Annotated in this window: 15 protein-coding genes, 1 tRNA gene and 2 pseudogenes; 13 read left to right on the forward strand and 5 right to left on the reverse strand. The window is 63.0% G+C overall.

What is annotated here, in order from left to right:
* Together FN835_RS21710 and FN835_RS19770 are read left to right on the forward strand one after the other, a co-directional pair.
* Positions 1-168, forward strand: a pseudogene (locus FN835_RS21710) (aldehyde dehydrogenase (NADP(+))); the annotation flags it as partial.
* Positions 169-226: 58 nt separating this feature from the next.
* Positions 227-835 (forward strand): HAD family hydrolase, encoded by a 609-nt coding sequence (locus FN835_RS19770; protein ID WP_142664962.1) that lies wholly within the window; start codon positions 227-229, stop codon positions 833-835.
* Positions 836-1,119: 284 nt separating this feature from the next.
* Here FN835_RS19770 and aroQ read toward each other — a convergent pair whose 3' ends face one another.
* The gene (gene aroQ / locus FN835_RS19775) at positions 1,120-1,563 is read right to left on the reverse strand and encodes a type II 3-dehydroquinate dehydratase (RefSeq protein ID WP_142664963.1); all 444 of its coding nucleotides are present in this window, start codon (positions 1,561-1,563) and stop codon (positions 1,120-1,122) included.
* Between the two features lie 181 nt (positions 1,564-1,744).
* On the opposite strand from aroQ, the pseudogene FN835_RS21930 reads away from it, so the two are divergent.
* The 3 genes and pseudogenes from FN835_RS21930 to FN835_RS19790 all read left to right on the forward strand — a co-directional run.
* A pseudogene (locus tag FN835_RS21930) lies at positions 1,745-2,810 on the forward strand (phenylacetate--CoA ligase family protein); the annotation flags it as partial.
* A gap of 60 nt (positions 2,811-2,870) precedes the next feature.
* Positions 2,871-4,655: a peptidoglycan-binding protein gene (locus FN835_RS19785; protein WP_185958766.1), complete on the forward strand. Its 1,785-nt coding sequence runs from the start codon at positions 2,871-2,873 to the stop codon at positions 4,653-4,655.
* Between the two features lie 16 nt (positions 4,656-4,671).
* Complete coding sequence (locus tag FN835_RS19790) at positions 4,672-5,115, forward strand: DMT family transporter (RefSeq protein ID WP_142664965.1); 444 nt, start codon at positions 4,672-4,674, stop codon at positions 5,113-5,115.
* A 92-nt stretch (positions 5,116-5,207) separates the two neighbouring features.
* Here FN835_RS19790 and ykgO read toward each other — a convergent pair whose 3' ends face one another.
* Both ykgO and FN835_RS19800 read right to left on the reverse strand, forming a co-directional pair.
* Positions 5,208-5,333, reverse strand: coding sequence for a type B 50S ribosomal protein L36 (gene ykgO, locus FN835_RS19795; RefSeq protein ID WP_024842876.1), 126 nt, complete (start codon positions 5,331-5,333; stop codon positions 5,208-5,210).
* Between the two features lie 85 nt (positions 5,334-5,418).
* Positions 5,419-5,493, reverse strand: a tRNA-Val gene (locus FN835_RS19800).
* A 191-nt stretch (positions 5,494-5,684) separates the two neighbouring features.
* Here FN835_RS19800 and FN835_RS19805 point away from each other — a divergent pair.
* Genes FN835_RS19805 through FN835_RS19820 form a run of 4 tightly spaced genes read left to right on the forward strand, consistent with a single transcriptional unit; the run spans position 5,685 to position 8,124 of the window.
* A complete protein-coding gene (locus FN835_RS19805) occupies positions 5,685-6,548 on the forward strand; it encodes an N-formylglutamate amidohydrolase (protein ID WP_142664966.1) in 864 nt (287 codons plus the stop codon).
* Between the two features lie 24 nt (positions 6,549-6,572).
* Complete coding sequence (locus FN835_RS19810; RefSeq protein WP_142664967.1) at positions 6,573-7,463, forward strand: SPFH domain-containing protein; 891 nt, start codon at positions 6,573-6,575, stop codon at positions 7,461-7,463.
* A complete protein-coding gene (locus FN835_RS19815) occupies positions 7,463-7,729 on the forward strand; it encodes an NfeD family protein (protein ID WP_142664968.1) in 267 nt (88 codons plus the stop codon). Before FN835_RS19810 ends, FN835_RS19815 begins: the two co-directional genes overlap by 1 nt.
* A complete protein-coding gene (locus FN835_RS19820) occupies positions 7,726-8,124 on the forward strand; it encodes an NUDIX hydrolase (RefSeq protein ID WP_142664969.1) in 399 nt (132 codons plus the stop codon). The genes FN835_RS19815 and FN835_RS19820 overlap by 4 nt, the downstream gene beginning before the upstream one ends.
* Here the strand turns inward: FN835_RS19820 and FN835_RS19825 are convergent.
* Both FN835_RS19825 and pyrF read right to left on the reverse strand, forming a co-directional pair.
* The gene (locus FN835_RS19825) at positions 8,121-8,849 is read right to left on the reverse strand and encodes a hypothetical protein (RefSeq protein ID WP_142664970.1); all 729 of its coding nucleotides are present in this window, start codon (positions 8,847-8,849) and stop codon (positions 8,121-8,123) included. The two genes, FN835_RS19820 and FN835_RS19825, sit on opposite strands and share 4 nt — an antisense overlap.
* Before the next feature lie 63 nt (positions 8,850-8,912).
* Complete coding sequence (pyrF, locus tag FN835_RS19830; protein WP_142664971.1) at positions 8,913-9,599, reverse strand: orotidine-5'-phosphate decarboxylase; 687 nt, start codon at positions 9,597-9,599, stop codon at positions 8,913-8,915.
* 156 nt (positions 9,600-9,755) lie between these two features.
* Here pyrF and clpB point away from each other — a divergent pair, with 156 nt between their 5' ends.
* The 4 genes from clpB (at position 9,756) to FN835_RS19850 (ending at position 15,743) form a co-directional block, all read left to right on the forward strand.
* Positions 9,756-12,383 carry an ATP-dependent chaperone ClpB gene (gene clpB / locus FN835_RS19835; protein WP_142664972.1) on the forward strand — a complete coding sequence of 876 codons (2,628 nt, stop codon included), beginning with the start codon at positions 9,756-9,758 and terminating at the stop codon, positions 12,381-12,383.
* Positions 12,384-12,515: 132 nt separating this feature from the next.
* Positions 12,516-14,150, forward strand: a complete 1,635-nt coding sequence (locus FN835_RS19840; RefSeq protein WP_142664973.1) for an alpha-D-glucose phosphate-specific phosphoglucomutase — start codon at positions 12,516-12,518, stop codon at positions 14,148-14,150.
* A 70-nt stretch (positions 14,151-14,220) separates the two neighbouring features.
* Complete coding sequence (gene msrP / locus FN835_RS19845) at positions 14,221-15,117, forward strand: protein-methionine-sulfoxide reductase catalytic subunit MsrP (RefSeq protein WP_142664974.1); 897 nt, start codon at positions 14,221-14,223, stop codon at positions 15,115-15,117.
* Positions 15,117-15,743 carry a protein-methionine-sulfoxide reductase heme-binding subunit MsrQ gene (locus tag FN835_RS19850; RefSeq protein ID WP_142664975.1) on the forward strand — a complete coding sequence of 209 codons (627 nt, stop codon included), beginning with the start codon at positions 15,117-15,119 and terminating at the stop codon, positions 15,741-15,743. Before msrP ends, FN835_RS19850 begins: the two co-directional genes overlap by 1 nt.
* The last annotated feature ends 11 nt before the right edge of the window (positions 15,744-15,754 follow it).

Below are 15,754 nucleotides of genomic sequence, written 5' to 3' on the forward strand. Positions count from 1 at the left end.
TTCCCGACCGGCGTCGAGGTCAGCGACGCGATGGTCCATGGCGGCCCATACCCCGCCTCGACCAATTTCGGCGCGACCTCGGTCGGCACCATGTCCATCCGCCGCTTCCTGCGACCCGTCAGCTATCAGAACTTCCCGCAGGGCCTCATGGACGAGGATATGCGTTAAACAAATCCGCCCCCTGCCTTGGGCGGGGGGCGATAGTTTCACCGAAAAAGATGCGGGCATGACGAAAAACGTGATCTTCGATCTGGGCGCGGTGCTGATCCAATGGGATGCGGCGCTGGCCTTTGCCGACAATTTCGACACCCGCGATCAGGCCGAAGAATGGATGCGGCAGATCGACTTTGACGGCTGGAACCGTCTGCAGGATGGCGGGCGACGTTTTGCCGAAGGTCTGGACGTAGCGCGTGCCCGGCATGGCGCTTTGGCCGATCCGCTGGAAGGGTATCTGGCCGCATTTCACCTGACCATCGAAAAGCCCGTGCCCGGCAGCTGGGAAATCGTCGAAGGACTGCGCGAACAAGGCGTGCCGCTTTACGCCATCACCAACTGGGCTGCCGAAACCTGGCCTGCCGCGATCGACACTTATCCTCGCCTGACCGAAGTGTTTCGCGACATTGTCGTCTCGGGTCAGGTCTCCATGCTCAAGCCGCAACCCGAGATCTATCGCTTGCTGCTGGATCGCAACGGCCTAAGCGCCAGCGACTGCATCTTTATCGATGACAGCCGTGCCAATGTCGAAGGCGCGCTTGCACTGGGAATCGACGCGATACACTTTACGGATGCCGAAGCGTTGGGCAGCGTGCTTTCGCAACGCGGGCTTTGGGCCTGAAGCAGGCAATTCCCACATTACCGCTGGTTTTTTCACGTCCGACTCATACCGTGATCACAGGATCATCACATGAATCAGTCATGATGGTCCTGTCGGAACCCGGATCCTGAAACGCCCGGCGACGGGCGAGTATCCCGGTTCCGACGCGAAGACCTTTTAAACAAGGTAAATGGTTTTCGGTTAACGAGGGATTTCAGACAGATATTTCAGGGGATTATACCCCCGAATGACGCAGTGGCGCCCGCCACCAAGTCCGGCGGGCGCCTTTGTCCATCGAAAAGTCCCTAGCGCGCCGCGCCAACCAGCGGTGCCAGATGCCGCAAGGCCAGCAAGTAACCATTCGTGCCCAGACCGGCGATCACCCCTTCGGCCCGCAGGCTGACATAGGAATGGTGGCGAAAGCTCTCGCGTTTGTGAATGTTTGAGATATGCACCTCAATCACGGGCGCGTCGAACGTGTTCAGTGCGTCCAGAATGGCAACCGAGGTATGGGTCAGCGCGCCCGGATTGATGATGATGGCATTCGCCTGCAGCCGCGCTTCGTGGATCGTATCCACGATCACGCCTTCATGGTTCGACTGGAAAAACCGGATGTCCATGCCCAGATCCGCGCCCAGTTCGATGCAGGCGCGTTCAATATCGGCCAAAGTGGTGCTGCCATAGATTTCGGGCTGGCGCTGACCCAGCAAGTTCAGGTTCGGGCCATTCAGGATATAGATCGTGGGCATGGGTTTCCTCCGGCTGGGGGCTTGCCCCTGTTGGCCGGCAAGATAGCCCGATGCGTGAATGCTGCAAGCCTGATCCATGCGCGGCTTTCGGCAGGGCCATGCGAATAAGCCGCCGGGCCGCGTGATCCAAATCACGCAAGAAGCGTTGGTCCGCTGATCGTTTCGGCCGAAAGGCAAGGCCATGGCATATTACGACGAACTGGAAACCCGCGATGCGGATGCACGTGCGCAATGGCTGAAACGCGAATTGCCCGAGGCCATAATGCGCGCAAAGACCGCTCCCGCGCTGGCCCGCCTGTTGCATGACATCCAGCCGGACCGCATCACCACCCGCGCCGAGCTTGCCGGACTGCCCGTATCGCGCAAATCCGATCTGGCCGAGGCGCAGGCGAAGTCGCTGCCTTTCGGCGGTATGACCACCCGCCGCCCGCATGAATTCGAGAATATCTTTCAAGGCGCGGGTCCGGTTTATGCGGCTGGGCGGCGCGGTGCGGACTGGTGGCGGCTGGGGCGCTTTTTGTTCGCGGCGGGGGCCGGGCGATATTGTCCAGAACTGCTTTCGCTATCACCTGTCGCCCGAAGGGATGATGTTCGAAAGTGCTGCTCGGGCGGTGGATTCGGCTGTCGTTCCTGCCGGCGACAGTGCGCCCGAATTGCAGGTCCGCGCCTGTTCGGACATTGGCAGCACCGTTTATGCCGGGCCGCCGGATTTTCTGCGTGCGATCATGCAAAAAGCCGATGAAATGGCCCAGCCGCTGTCGTTGACCCCTGCGCTGATGATGGGGCAGGGGCTGACTGCCGATCTGCGTCGGGAATATGCCGATCGCGGCATTGCGGTGACGCAATGCTATGCCACCGCCGATCTTGGGCTGATCGCCTATGAGACACCCTCCGCCGAGGAGATGGTGGTCGATGAGCGCGTGATCGTGGAAATCGTCCGCCCCGGATCGGGCGAACCACTTCCCGATGGCGAGATGGGCGAGGTTCTGGTTACAACCCTGAATCCCGACTATCCGCTGGTGCGTTTTGCGACCGGCGATATGTCGGCGGCCATTCCCGGCCAAAGCCCCTGCGGGCGGACGAACATGCGCATCCGGGGCGTGCTGGATCGCGTCCGATAGCGGCTGCTTTGGCACATGGACATGGGCGTCCTGATGCTGGAAACTTCGGCACAGGATGCAGGCAGCTGGGCCAGTTCTATGCTAAGTGCATCAAAACTTCGCGGCCGAATCGAACAGGTTGCGCCAGATGCCCATCGGCGCTGCTGTCACAGGGATCGGACCGTTTTCTGGTTTTGGAGTTCGTCGATGCGTTTTAGCTTGTTGCTGCTGGCTGCCCTTTTTGCTGCGGGCGCAGCTTCGGCGGAAAACCGGGCCCTGGTCGTCGGGAATGCCGATTATGCCAATGCGCCCGATCTGGCCGGAGCGGATACCGAAAAGCTGATGCAGGCCATGCAGGATGCAGGTTTTACCACTGCGTCGGGCATCAACCAGAACACCGAGGACATGCGCCGCACGATGGATCTGCTGGCGCGCACGGATGACGCGCCGGGTGTGCGGATTGTCTGGCTAAGTGGGCGGTTCGTCAGCGGGGCGGGCGATACGTGGTTTCTGGGAACCGACGCTGATCGCCCCGATCCGTTCGGTGCGGGCAGTCAGGGCATCCCGTTGTCACTGATCCTGCAGCTGATGACAGATGCTCAGCCGGGTGCGGTGCTGCTGCTGGGAACGGATGCCCAGACGATGCCGCATCAGCCGGGGCTGGAAAGCGGCATCGGTGACATCGCGGCGATAAAAGGCGTGTCGGTCATCACCGGCTCGCCCGAAACCACGGCATTGGCGCTGCGCGAACTGGGTGCGGGACGTTCCGTGGCGCAGGCAGTCGCTGCCGACCCGGATCTGCGATTGCTGACGGGGGGCAATGGTGCGCTGATCCCGGTTCCGACGAAAGCGCCCGTCAAGCCCGCGCCTCCGGCCCCGAACCCTGCCGAAGCCGATCGCACCGCATGGGCCGAAGCCGCGCGGGGCGATACGCCGGAAAGTTATCTGCGTTACCTGCAGCGCTATCCTTCCGGGCTTTATTCCGAGGCCGCGCGCGAACGTCGCCAGCAATTGCAGGATCGCAATGCCGCGATCATGGCGGACAGGAATGCTTGGGCCAACGCTGCCGCGTCGAACCGAGCTGCGGCGTATGAGGGGTATCTGCAACGGTTCCCGAACGGCGAATATGCGGCATCCGCCCATAAGCGGCTGGCAGAGTTGCGGCAGGCCAACCGTCCTACGCCGCCGAAACCGCCTGTCCTGCCGCCCAAGCCCGAAACGCCACAGCAGATCGAATCCGCGCTGAAGCTGGACCGGGCCGCGCGCCAGTCGGTTCAGCGCGGCCTGTCGCGTCTGGGTTATACACCCGGAGAGCCGGACGGCGATTTCGGCGCCCGCACCCGTGCCGCGCTGAAAGTCTGGCAGGGCAATCACCGCTTTGTCTCCAACGGGTATCTGAACCTGTCGCAGCTGCGTGCCTTGCAGAATGAAATCGCCTATCTGGATGGCGACAATGGCAATCGCGACCGCGATTACTGGGTCAAAACGGGCGCTCATGGCGATGCGGCCGGTCTGCGCGCCTATCTGCAACGCTATCCGAATGGCCGCTATGCCGCCGAAGCGCGCCGCCAATTGACTGCGCCGCCCGTCAGCCCGCCGATCCTTGATCCCATCGCGCGCGGCGATGCGGCAACATGGCGTTGGGCGCGCAGGCAGGATACGGCGGCAGCCTACAACACCTATCTTGAGCGTTATCCGCGCGGCAATCACGCGATCGAGGCCCGCCAGCGCCGCGACAGTCTGCAAGCCGGGACCGAGGCCGCGCGCCGCGAGGAAGCGGCGCTGAACCTTGAACTGCCCGTACGGCGCCTGATCGAAGAGCGGCTGGCACGCGCCAACATGTCTCCGGGTCCGGTGGATGGGCGCTTTACCGAAGAAACGCGGCAGGCGTTGCGCCGCTATCAGGCCGCGCATAATCTGCGCGTCACGGGCTATGTATCGCAGCAGACGGTCAGCAGCCTGCTGTCGGATGTGCTGTTGCGGCCCCGGTAAGACAAAGGAACATCGTATGACCTATGTGATCGTGGCGGCGCTTGGCGTCGTCATCGGCGGCGTTTGCATCGCCGTTCAGGCCCCCATCAACGCAGCCCTTGCCCGTCATGTCGCAAGCCCGCTGGCGGCTGCGGCAATCTCGTTCGGGGTCGGATTCGCGATTCTGGGCGTCGCCGCGACGGCAATGGGGCAGGGGCGCAGCTTTACCCGCGCCTTCAGCGCCGATTGGTGGATGCTGGCGGGTGGTATTCTGGGCGCATTCTATGTGTGGACCATCGTTTGGTCGCTGCCGCGTCTTGGGGCGCTGACGGCGCTTTGTGCTCTGGCGCTTGGCCAGATCCTGGCAGCGATTCTGCTGGACCGGATCGGAGCCTTCGGCCTGCCGGTGCGGGATATTTCGCTGCCGCGCATTCTTGCTGCGCTGATGGTGGGCGGCGGTTTGATCATGTCCCGGTTCTGAACCGGGCAGGGTCTTTGCCGCGACAACGAAAAACGCCCGCTGCGACATGCGCTGCGGGCGTTCTCAATTCTTGGGCCAACAAGGCCCGCGGATCAGCCTTGACGGGCTTTGAAGCGCGGGTTGGTCTTGTTGATGATGTAGATGCGGCCCTTACGGCGCACAACCTGGCAATCGCGGTGACGGCTCTTGAGCGAGCGGAGCGAATTGCGAACCTTCATCGGTCTTCTCCTATCGCGGCGCATCGCTAGGTCGCGCCTTGGAATTGAAATACCCCCGGTCAAAAGGCCGGGGGCGGCGAATAGATGGTGGGCGGTACTGGGATCGAACCAGTGGCCACTACGATGTCAACGTAGTGCTCTACCGCTGAGCTAACCGCCCACATGATCAGGTGAGCCGTTCGCTGTTGCGTCCATCTCGCCTTGGTCCGCGGTTCTATATAGAGGGGCGCAAAGGGTTTCAAGCCCTCTTTCAAGCACACTTGGCGTCAAGTGAAGTTTCGCTATAACAACCTTGTTCATGCCCGGCAAATATTGCCCAGCTTAACTGTGTCCCCCAAGGGAATCCCGGTTATGAGTCTAGAAGACGGCACTTTCGACCTGAAACGACCCCAGAACTGGCTGGGCGGGGTCATCATCGCCTCGCCGCATTCGGGCCGCTGCTATCCCGACTGGTTCTTGGCCGAATCACGGCTGGACACACAAAATCTGCGATCCTCCGAAGATGCGTTTGTGGATCGGCTGATCCAGCCTGCGCTGGATTTTGGTGCCGTTGTGCTGACGTCGCGCGTGCCGCGCAGCATGGTGGACCTGAACCGCAGCCCTGACGAGATGGACCCGCTGGTCGTGTCAGGCGCGATTCCCCGCATGATGAATCCGCGGATCATGGCGGGTCTGGGCGTGATTCCGCGTGTCGTGTCGCAGGGCCGCGCCATTCACGACCGGCCCATCCCCCGCGAAAAGGCCGATCTGCGGATCATGCAACTTTGGCATCCCTATCATCAGGCGCTGTCGGCGCTGCTGGACGAATCGGTGGCGCGATTCGGCGGGGCGGTGCTGATCGATATGCATTCCATGCCGCGCGACGCTCTGGCCCATCTGCCGCGTCCGCGCCCCGATTTCGTATTGGGCGACCGCAACGGAGTTTCGGCATCGCCGCGCATCAGCGCCGGCGTGGCCGAAGCCGTGACCGCCGAAGGGTTCCGGCTGCGGCGCAATTCGCCATTTGCGGGCGCCTATATCGCGGCGACCTATGGCAAGCCGCGCAACAATATCCACGTCATCCAGCTTGAGATGGACCGCTCGCTTTACATGGATGAGCGTCAGATCGAACCGCGCGCCGATTTCGACCTGTTCTCGGCCCGTTTTACCAATATCATCGAAAGGTTGGCGCGGCTGCGCCCGGATGCCTGCGACCCGGCCATCGCTGCCGAATAAAGGCCGAACAGAAGGAACGTCCCGATGCCGCCCGAGCTTGTCGATCTTTTCAGCCAGAACATCGCGCTGATCGTTCTTGCCATCGTCATTTTCCTTGCCGTCACCTCGGCGGTGCGGATCGTGCCGCAATCGGAAAAATTCGTGGTCGAACGCTTTGGCCGCCTGCGTTCCGTGCTGGGGCCCGGGATCAATTTCACCGTGCCGTTTCTGGACCGCGTGGCGCATAAGATTTCCATTCTGGAACGGCAGCTGCCGACCAACCGTCAGGACGCGATCACGGCGGACAACGTGCTGGTGCAGGTCGAAACCAGCGTGTTCTATCGCATCATCGAACCGGAAAAGACCGTCTACCGCATCCGCGACATCGACGCCGCCATCGCGACCACGGTGGCGGGCATCGTGCGTTCCGAAATCGGCACGATGGAACTGGATCAGGTGCAATCGAACCGCTCCAGCCTGATCGACCGCATTCGCGACTCGCTGGCCAATGTCGTGGACGACTGGGGCATCGAAGTGACGCGGGCCGAGATTCTGGACGTGAATCTGGACGATGCGACCCGCGCCGCGATGTTGCAGCAGCTGAACGCCGAACGCGCCCGCCGCGCCCAGGTGACCGAGGCCGAGGGCAAGCGCCGCGCGGTCGAACTGGCAGCGGATGGCGAACTTTACGCCGCCGAACAGCTTGCGAAAGCCAAACGCGTGCTGGCCGAGGCCGAGGCTTTCGCCACCAGCGCCATCGCCGGGGCCATCCGCGAAGGCGGGATCGAGGCGGCGCAATATCAGATCGCGATGAAGCAGGTCGAGGTTCTGGCCGATGTCGGCAAGGGGCAGGGTAAACAGACGATCGTTCTGCCCGCCTCGGCTGTTGAGGCGATGGGCGATGCCTTCAAGCTGTTTCGCGGGCCGAAGCCGTGATGAACGGCTGGCTGTGGATCGTCGCGGCCCTTGTGCTGGGCGGGCTTGAGATCCTGCTGCCCGGCTGGATTTTTCTGGGCATCGCGCTGGCCGTGGGCGTCATGGGGCTTGCGATCCTGTCGGGGCTTTGGGGCGCGGGCCTGCCGCTGACGCTGGTGGCGACGGCAGCGCTGTCCGGCGTGATCTGGCTGCTGCTGCGCCGCATTTTTGGCACCAGTCGGGGCGATGTGCGCATCTGGACCCGCGACATCAACGACCATAAGTGAAGCTGATCGGCGCGAAACTGGTCCTGACCTGCGCAGGCAGCCTGCTGACCTGCCTGCGCGACGATTTCGACTGGATCCCGTGGCCTGCGCATTGGGATCTGCCCGGCGGCGGGGCCGAGCCGGGCGAAAGCCCCACCCAATGCGCCCTGCGCGAGCTGCATGAGGAATTCGGCCTGACGCTTGCACCGCAGCTTTTGCGGGGTCGCGCGTTTCCCTCGGTCACGCCGCCGGGGGGCGAGGCGTGGATGTTTCACGCCCCGATCACCCAAGCAGACATCGCCGCGATCCGCTTTGGCGACGAAGGGCAGGAATGGCGCATGATGCCGATTGCCGAGTTCATTGCCCATCCCCGCGCCGTGCCGCATTTCCGCCAGCGCGTGCCGCAGATGCTTTAAAAGCGGCGGACGGCCATGGCGCGGACGACGGGGCGCAGCGCATTGCCCTTGATCGCCCAACTTGTCGCAAAGGCGAAACAGGCCAGCGTTTCCAGCCAGAAAACAGGACGCAATCCGACCAGCCTGTGGTCCAGTCCGGTGGCGAACAGCAGCCCGATCAGGCTGACGCTGGCCACGATGGTCCAGCCGCAGATACGATAGATGCGCTGCGCCATGCGCTTTTCCGGCGTGTCGCGCCCGCCCCGGACGAATAGCACAAGACAATAGACTGCCAGCGCCGCAAAGAACACGCCCGCCGCCGCCAGGTGCACGAAGGATGCGGGCCCGTCGCCCAGCACGCATTGCAGCAGCGTGCAGGCGGGTTCGGGCAGTCCCGCATCCGGTTTCTCGATCCGCGTAGTGGGGGCCAGCGCTACCAGCGCCACCGCGACCGAGGCCACGCGCGACACCAGCCGGTCGGTCAGCAGGCGATGGGGTTCGCGGTAGCCCTCGTAACTCCAAAGAAACACTGCCTGCGCCATCAGGCAGCCCACAAAGACATCGCGCATGGGGGTGTAGTAATAGGCTGACATGCTGGGCAGGATGCCGCCCGAGGCAAAGCCATAGACCGCCAGCGCCACGGGCAGGAAGTATCCCAGAGCGCCGATCGCACGGCGCACCGACAAAAAGACCAGCACCAGATCGTTATGCGCCTGCTGCTGGACGCCATGTGGCCTGATGGTCATGTCGTCGCCCCCTTGCCCCCGTTCACTCGGAACCTGCGACGGCGGGCGCGGGGCGTCAATCGGTCAGGGCAGTTCCGCGATGATCGCCTGCGCGGCGGCGCGGGGGTCCGCTGCCTTCCAGATCGGGCGGCCTACGACGATGTGGTCAGCGCCGTTGGCGATGGCGGTGGCGGGTGTCTCGATCCGCTTCTGGTCGCCCGCATCGCTGCCCGCCGGGCGCACGCCGGGGGTCACGATCAGCCGACCCTGCGATTCCGGCAGGGCGCGGATCAGCGCGGCTTCGCGCGGGCTGGCGATGACACCATCGGCCCCGGCCTCGAATGCGCGGGCGGCGCGAAGCTGCACGATCTCGGCCAGATCGCCCTGACGCATCAGCCCGGCATCCAGATCGGCGCGGTCCAGCGAGGTCAGGATGGTGACTGCCAGAATCTTCAGGTTCGACCCCGCGGCGCCCTGCTTGGCGGCACGCACCACATGCGGGTCGCCATGGACGGTCAGGAAATCCAGATCGTATTGCGCGATGCCTTTGACCGCCGCCTCGACCGTGGCGCCGATGTCGAAGAATTTCATGTCCAGAAAGATGCGCTTGCCGTGCTCCTGCTTCAGCTCATTGGCCAGGGCCAGGCCGCCGCCGGTCAGCATCCCCAGCCCGATCTTGTAAAAGCTGGCAGCGTCACCGATCTGTTCGGCCAGTTGCAATCCGGCCAAGGCATTCGGCACATCCAGCGCCACGATCAGACGGTCATCCATATTGCACCTTTGGCCTGCGACAAACGGCGCGGTTATAGGGGGGAACCGCCCGCCTTGAAACCCCGTTTGTTCCTGCCCATCTGACAGGCAGGACCCGAACCGGAGCGTGCCGCATCAGGGCGTTCCATAGCGGGTTGCCACGAAAGGAATTTCTGCATGGATATGGAAAAGTTCACCGAAAGATCGCGTGGCTTTCTGCAAGCCGCCCAGACCATTGCGATCCGCGAAGAAAACCAGCGCGTGATGCCAGAACACCTGCTGAAGGCGCTGATGGATGACGACCAGGGCTTTGCCAGCAATCTGATCGCGCGCGCCGGGGGCGATGCGCAAGCCGTGCGCCGCGCCGCAGACGAGGCGGTGGCCAAGCAGCCGAAAGTCAGCGGCGGGCAGGGGCAGGTCTATGTCGACCCCAGCATGGTTCGCGTGCTGGATGAGGCCGAGAAGCTGGCCAAAAAGGCCGGCGACAGCTTCGTTCCGGCCGAGCGCGTGCTGACCGCGCTTGCCGTGGTCAACACCAATGCCCGCGATGCGCTGGCTGCGGGCAAGGTTTCCGCGCAATCGCTGAACGGCGCGATCAACGATGTCCGCAAGGGCCGCACCGCCGACACCGCCAGCGCCGAAGACAGCTATGAGGCGCTGTCGAAATACGCCCGCAACCTGACCGAGGCTGCCGCCGACGGCAAGATCGACCCGATCATCGGCCGGGACGAGGAAATCCGCCGCGCTATGCAGGTCCTGTCACGCCGCACCAAGAACAACCCCGTCCTGATCGGTGAACCGGGCGTCGGCAAGACGGCCATCGCCGAGGGTCTGGCGCTGCGCATCATCGACGGCGACGTGCCGGAATCCCTGCGCAACAAGCAGCTTTGGGCGCTGGACATGGGCGCGCTGATCGCCGGGGCGAAATATCGTGGCGAGTTCGAGGAACGCCTGAAGGCCATCCTGAAGGAAATCGAGACCGCCGCCGGCGAGATCATCCTGTTCATCGACGAACTTCACGTTCTGGTCGGGGCGGGCAAGACCGATGGTGCGATGGATGCCGCGAACCTGATCAAGCCCGCCTTGGCGCGGGGCGAATTGCATTGCGTCGGTGCCACCACGCTGGACGAATATCGCAAGTATATCGAAAAGGATGCAGCCCTTGCCCGCCGCTTCCAGCCCGTGCTGGTGGCGGAACCTACGGTCGAGGATACGATCAGCATCCTGCGCGGCATCAAGGAGAAATACGAACTGCACCATGGCGTCCGCATCAGCGATGCCGCGCTGGTGGCGGCAGCGCAGCTTTCGGAACGCTACATCACCGACCGTTTCCTGCCCGACAAGGCCATCGACCTTGTCGATGAGGCGGCCAGCCGGTTGCGCATGGAAGTCGATAGCAAGCCCGAGGAACTGGACGCGCTGGACCGCCAGATCCTGCAAATGCAGATCGAGGCCGAGGCGCTGAAAAAGGAAGATGACGCCGCCAGCAAGGACCGGCTGGAAAAGCTGGAAAAGCAGCTTTCGGAACTGCAGGAGCGTTCGTCCACGATGACGGCGCGCTGGCAGGCCGAACGCGACAAGCTGGAAGGCTCGCGCGTGCTGAAGGAGCAGCTGGACCGCGCCCGCGCCGAACTGGATCAGGCCAAGCGCGAAGGCAATCTGGCCCGCGCGGGTGAGCTGTCCTATGGCATCATCCCCGGCATCGAAAAGAAGCTGGCCGAGTCCGAAGGCAACGATGACGGCCCGATGGTCGAGGAAGCCGTGCGCCCCGAACAGATCGCCGAAGTGGTGGAACGCTGGACCGGCATTCCCACCGCCCGGATGCTTGAGGGCGAACGCGAGAAGCTGCTGAAGATGGAGGAGGTGCTGGGCAAGCGCGTGATCGGCCAGTCCGAGGCGGTCACTGCCGTCGCGAACGCCGTGCGCCGCGCGCGGGCGGGCCTGAACGATCCCAAGCGCCCCCTGGGCAGCTTTCTGTTCCTTGGCCCGACCGGCGTCGGCAAGACCGAACTGACCAAGGCCATCGCCGAATACATGTTCGACGATGACAGCGCGATGGTCCGCATCGACATGTCGGAATACATGGAGAAGCATTCGGTCGCCCGTCTGATCGGCGCGCCTCCGGGCTATGTCGGCTATGATGAAGGCGGCGCGCTGACCGAGGCTGTGCGGCGGCGTCCCTATCAAGTGATCCTGTTCGATGAGGTCGAAAAGGCGCACCCGGACGTTTTCAACGTGCTGCTGCAGGTGCTGGACGACGGGCAGTTGACCGACGGTCAGGGCCGGACGGTGGATTTCAAGCAGACGCTGATCATCCTGACCTCGAACCTTGGGGCTCAGGCCTTGTCGGCGCTGCCGGACGGCGCGGACAGCGCGCAGGCACGCGGTCAGGTCATGGATGCGGTCCGGGCGCATTTCCGGCCCGAATTCCTGAACCGTCTGGATGAGATCATCATCTTCCACCGCCTGACCCGCGACAATATGGACGGCATCGTGAAGATCCAGCTTTTTCAGTTGGAGCATCGTCTGGCACAGCGCAACATCGCACTGAATCTGGACGAGGACGCGATGAAATGGCTGGCGGACGAAGGATATGATCCGGTGTTCGGCGCGCGCCCCCTGAAGCGCGTGATCCAGCGCAGCCTGCAGAACCCGCTGGCCGAGATGCTGCTGTCGGGAGAGGTGCTGGACGGCCAGACCGTGCATGTCGGCGCAGGCCCCGATGGGCTGGTCGTGGGCAACCGCATCACCAGCGCGCATCTTGGCGATGCCGGGGAAAGCGGCCCTCGGGTGCCTTTGCACTGATCCTTTGGGCGGCCCCATGCGGGCCGCCCTTTTCAATTTCGGCGGGTCTTTACCTCACGTTCATACGCGGCATGGTAAGCCGAGGCGAATCGTGCAAGATCGTTGAAACGCTTGCAGAACCAGAGGCGAGATATGACCCGCATCCTGACCGTTCCCACCCAGCCGATCGAAGGGCAGAAGCCCGGCACCTCGGGATTGCGGAAGAAGACCAAGATCTTCATGACGCCGCATTATCTTGAGAACTTCACGCAAGCCGTGTTTGACGCGATCGGCGGCGTAGCGGGCAAGGTGCTGATCCTTGGTGGCGACGGGCGCTATTTCAATGACCGCGCGGTGCAGGTGATCCTGCGCATGGCTGCGGCGCAGGGTGCCATGCGGGTGATCGTGGGGCAGGGCGGTATCCTTTCGACCCCCGCTGCGTCGAACCTGATCCGCAAGCGCGGCGCGGATGGCGGCGTGATCCTGTCGGCCAGCCACAATCCCGGCGGCATCGACGAAGATTTCGGGATGAAGTTCAACGGCACCAATGGCGGCCCAGCCCCGGAATCCGTCACCGACAAGATCTTTGCCCGCACGCAGGAACTGACGGAATACACCATCCTTGAAGCCGGTGACGTGAACCTTGCCCAATTGGGCGAGGTTGTCTTGGGCGACATGACGGTCGAAATCGTCGATCCCGTGACCGATTACGCCCAGCTGATGGGCGAGCTGTTCGATTTCGACGCGATCCGCAACTTGTTCACTGGCGGTTTCCGTATGCGCTTCGATGCCATGCACGCCGTGACCGGCCCTTATGCCACGGCGATCCTTGAAGGCACGCTGGGCGCGCCTGCGGGGACCGTGGTGAACGGCACCCCCTCGCCCGATTTCGGCGGCGGGCATCCCGACCCGAACCCGGTCTGGGCCAAGGATCTGATGGACGCGATGTTTGCCGATGATGCGCCGGATTTCGGCGCGGCATCGGATGGCGACGGCGACCGCAACATGATCGTGGGTCGCGGCATCTATGTCACGCCGTCCGACAGTCTGGCCGTGCTGGCGGCGAATGCGCATCTGGCACCTGCCTATGCCAAAGGTCTGTCCGGTATCGCGCGGTCGATGCCGACCAGCCGCGCCGCCGACCGCGTGGCTGAAAAGCTGGGGATCGAGGCGCATGAGACGCCGACCGGCTGGAAGTTCTTCGGCAATCTGCTGGATGCCGGCCGCGTCACCATCTGTGGCGAAGAAAGCGCCGGCACCGGATCGGACCATGTTCGCGAAAAGGACGGGCTTTGGGCGGTGCTGCTATGGCTGAACATCCTTGCCCGCCGGATCGAGCCGGTGCAGCAGATCCTGACCGCGCATTGGGCCGAATATGGTCGCAACTATTATTCGCGCCACGATTACGAAGCGATCCCGACCGAACGCGCCAATGCGCTGATCCAGCGGCTGCGCGACATTTCGGGCGACCTGCCGGGCCAGACCTTCCACGGGCTGGTGGTCGAATCTGCGGATGATTTCGCCTATCTGGACCCGGTTGACGGCTCGCAATCGGCGCGTCAGGGCATTCGCATCAACTTCGCAGGCGGCTCGCGCGTCGTTCTGCGCCTGTCGGGCACCGGCACCGAAGGCGCGACCCTGCGCGTCTATCTGGAACGTTATGAGCCCGATGCCAGTCGCCACGACCTTCTGGTCGAGGAAGCGCTGGCCCCGATCATCGCCGCAGCCGAGGAAATCGCACTGATCCGCGAATTCACCGGTCGCCAGGGGCCTGACGTCACGACCTGACACTCACGCAGAATTTCATCGGCGGCGGACCCGGAAACTGGCACTGTTACCCCAGTGAAGGAGGCCGCCAATGAAGCTGAAATGGTCCGAAGTCACCCCCGAGGCCCAATACCTGAACCGCCGTGTCTTTCTGGCCGCCGGGGCCGCGATGATCGCAGGCCCTGCCTTTGGCCTGACCGGCAAGCCTTCGGCTCTGTCCACGGACGAAAAGCCGAACAGCTTTGACGAGATCACGAATTACAACAATTTCTATGAATTCGGCACGGGCAAGACCGATCCGGCGCAAAACGCGGGTAGCCTGAAACCTCAGCCTTGGTCGGTCAGGATCGATGGCATGGTCGATCGCCCCGGCAGTTACGGCGTCGAAGATCTGGTCCCCGAGAGCGCGCTGGAAGAACGCATCTATCGCCTGCGCTGCGTCGAGGCGTGGTCGATGATCATTCCCTGGCTTGGCGTGCCGCTGTCCAGCGTGCTGAACAAGGCGGGCGTGCAGTCCGGCGCGAAATATGTCGCATTCCAGACCTTGCTGGATCCTGAACAGATGCCGGGGCAAAGCTATCGCATCATCGACTGGCCATATCGCGAAGGGCTGCGTCTGGATGAGGCGATGCATCCGTTGGCGATCCTTGCCACGGGCCTTTACGGCAAGGTGCTGCCCAATCAGAACGGCGCACCGATCCGGTTGGTCGTGCCATGGAAATATGGCTTCAAGTCGATCAAGTCGATCGTCTCGATCACGCTGACCGATCAGGAACCCCAGACCAGTTGGCAGATGTTGCAGGCCAATGAATACGGGTTCTATGCCAATGTGAACCCGCAGGTCGATCACCCGCGCTGGTCGCAGGCGACGGAACGGCGCATCGGTGCGGGCCTGTTCGGCGGCAGGCAGGAAACCCTGATGTTCAACGGTTACGGCGATCAGGTAGCCAGCCTTTACGCGGGCATGGATCTGAAAAAGTTCTATTGATGATCCAGCATCTGAACCAAAGGCTGCACCGTCTGCCGGTCTGGGCCGTCTGGCTGGCGTCTGCGATTCCTTTGGCGTTGCTGATCTGGGATACGTTCATGGGGGGGCTGGGGGTCGATCCGGTCCGCGACATCGAACATCGTCTGGGACGGACTGCGCTTTACTTCCTGATCGCGACGCTTTGCGTGAAGCCTCTGCTGCGGCTGGCACGGCTGAACCTGATGCGGTTTCGCCAGGCTTTGGGACTGATCACATTCGCCTATGCTGCCTGCCACCTGCTGGCTTGGGCGGTGTTCGATATGGCGCTGCTTTGGCCCCAGATGCTGAAGGATGTGGTCAAGCGCCCCTATCTGATCTTTGGTATGATCGCGATTCTGATGCTGTTGGCCTTGGCGCTGACCTCGAACCGTTATTCGATCCGGCGTATGGGGGCGAATTGGCGGCACCTGCACCGGCTGATCTATCCAGCAGCGATTCTGGCCGCTGTCCATTGGCTTTGGGCGCTGAAGGTCTGGGAATCAAAGCCGCTGTCGCTGCTGTTTGCGATTCTTTTTCTACTTTTTCTGCGTTTTCCCGGCGCGTTTGGTTTTGTTGGTCGGTTGTTGGGCTGGCGGCGGGCTGGTTAGGTTCCGGCTTT

Origin of the sequence: Paracoccus laeviglucosivorans (assembly GCF_900182695.1) — a bacterium.
GTDB lineage: Bacteria > Pseudomonadota > Alphaproteobacteria > Rhodobacterales > Rhodobacteraceae > Paracoccus > Paracoccus laeviglucosivorans.

What these genes read in the sequence shown, in the direction of transcription:
- FN835_RS19825 (WP_142664970.1), bottom strand. Translation starts at nt 8,849, where the DNA reads ATGACCATCAGGCCACATGGCGTCCAGCAGCAGGCGCATAACGATCTG.
- FN835_RS19805 (WP_142664966.1), top strand. Translation starts at nt 5,685, where the DNA reads ATGAGTCTAGAAGACGGCACTTTCGACCTGAAACGACCCCAGAACTGG.
- FN835_RS19840 (WP_142664973.1), top strand. Translation starts at nt 12,516, where the DNA reads ATGACCCGCATCCTGACCGTTCCCACCCAGCCGATCGAAGGGCAGAAG.
- clpB (WP_142664972.1), top strand. Translation starts at nt 9,756, where the DNA reads ATGGATATGGAAAAGTTCACCGAAAGATCGCGTGGCTTTCTGCAAGCC.
- msrP (WP_142664974.1), top strand. Translation starts at nt 14,221, where the DNA reads ATGAAGCTGAAATGGTCCGAAGTCACCCCCGAGGCCCAATACCTGAAC.
- FN835_RS19810 (WP_142664967.1), top strand. Translation starts at nt 6,573, where the DNA reads ATGCCGCCCGAGCTTGTCGATCTTTTCAGCCAGAACATCGCGCTGATC.
- FN835_RS19770 (WP_142664962.1), top strand. Translation starts at nt 227, where the DNA reads ATGACGAAAAACGTGATCTTCGATCTGGGCGCGGTGCTGATCCAATGG.
- FN835_RS19785 (WP_185958766.1), top strand. Translation starts at nt 2,871, where the DNA reads ATGCGTTTTAGCTTGTTGCTGCTGGCTGCCCTTTTTGCTGCGGGCGCA.
- FN835_RS19850 (WP_142664975.1), top strand. Translation starts at nt 15,117, where the DNA reads ATGATCCAGCATCTGAACCAAAGGCTGCACCGTCTGCCGGTCTGGGCC.
- pyrF (WP_142664971.1), bottom strand. Translation starts at nt 9,599, where the DNA reads ATGGATGACCGTCTGATCGTGGCGCTGGATGTGCCGAATGCCTTGGCC.
- ykgO (WP_024842876.1), bottom strand. Translation starts at nt 5,333, where the DNA reads ATGAAGGTTCGCAATTCGCTCCGCTCGCTCAAGAGCCGTCACCGCGAT.
- aroQ (WP_142664963.1), bottom strand. Translation starts at nt 1,563, where the DNA reads ATGCCCACGATCTATATCCTGAATGGCCCGAACCTGAACTTGCTGGGT.
- FN835_RS19815 (WP_142664968.1), top strand. Translation starts at nt 7,463, where the DNA reads ATGAACGGCTGGCTGTGGATCGTCGCGGCCCTTGTGCTGGGCGGGCTT.
- FN835_RS19790 (WP_142664965.1), top strand. Translation starts at nt 4,672, where the DNA reads ATGACCTATGTGATCGTGGCGGCGCTTGGCGTCGTCATCGGCGGCGTT.